The organism is Pseudomonas sp. RA_35y_Pfl2_P32 (assembly GCF_963970735.1).
Lineage (GTDB): Bacteria > Pseudomonadota > Gammaproteobacteria > Pseudomonadales > Pseudomonadaceae > Aquipseudomonas.
The window spans coordinates 1-610 of the sequence record NZ_CAXAQF010000132.1; the positions used below are offsets into that span (position 1 = coordinate 1).

At 69.8% G+C, this 610-nt stretch carries 1 protein-coding gene; it reads left to right on the plus strand.

Annotated elements, in window-relative coordinates:
- Positions 1 to 610, plus strand: a 610-nt coding sequence (locus AACY45_RS27475) for a MerR family transcriptional regulator (RefSeq protein ID WP_339548601.1), incomplete at both ends; no start/stop codon positions are given.

Here is a 610-nt window from a genome sequence, read left to right on the forward strand (position 1 = left end):
CTTCCGCCCAGTTTCCCGACGGAGCCGCCGACGTCGCCCGGCGCTTTGGCATCACCATCAAGACGCTGCGGCTTTATGAGTCCGGCGGCTTGCTCGCGCCGGTGCGCGATGCGCATGGCTGGCGCACCTACGGCCAGGCCGAGTGCGAGCGCCTGCACGTTATCCTGCTGCTGCGCCGATTCGGCCTGACGATCGCGCGGATCGGCGCGTTGCTCGACGAGGGCGCGCCCGATGTGGCGGCGGTGCTCGACCTGCAGGAACAGGCGCTGATCGATCAGCGCAACCGGGTCGAGGATTCGCTGATCCTGATCGCCCATGCCCGCCGCAAGCTGTGTGCGGGCGGCACGATCGATGCGACGGCGCTGGCCGAACTCGCGCGCGCCGAGCCGTTGCGGTTGCGCTGGACCCCGGCGTTGGAGGCGCTCGGCGCGCGCGTTTTTACGCCTGATCAGCAACGACGCCTGGCCGAAGTCGCACCCAGCACCGAGCGGGAATGGGCCGAGCTTTATGCCGAGCTCGACACGCTCGTCGACGGGTCTCCCGACACGCCGCAGGCACGCGCAGTTGGGGGGCGAGCGGCCGCGCTGATTGCGCGGATGACTGGCCAAGA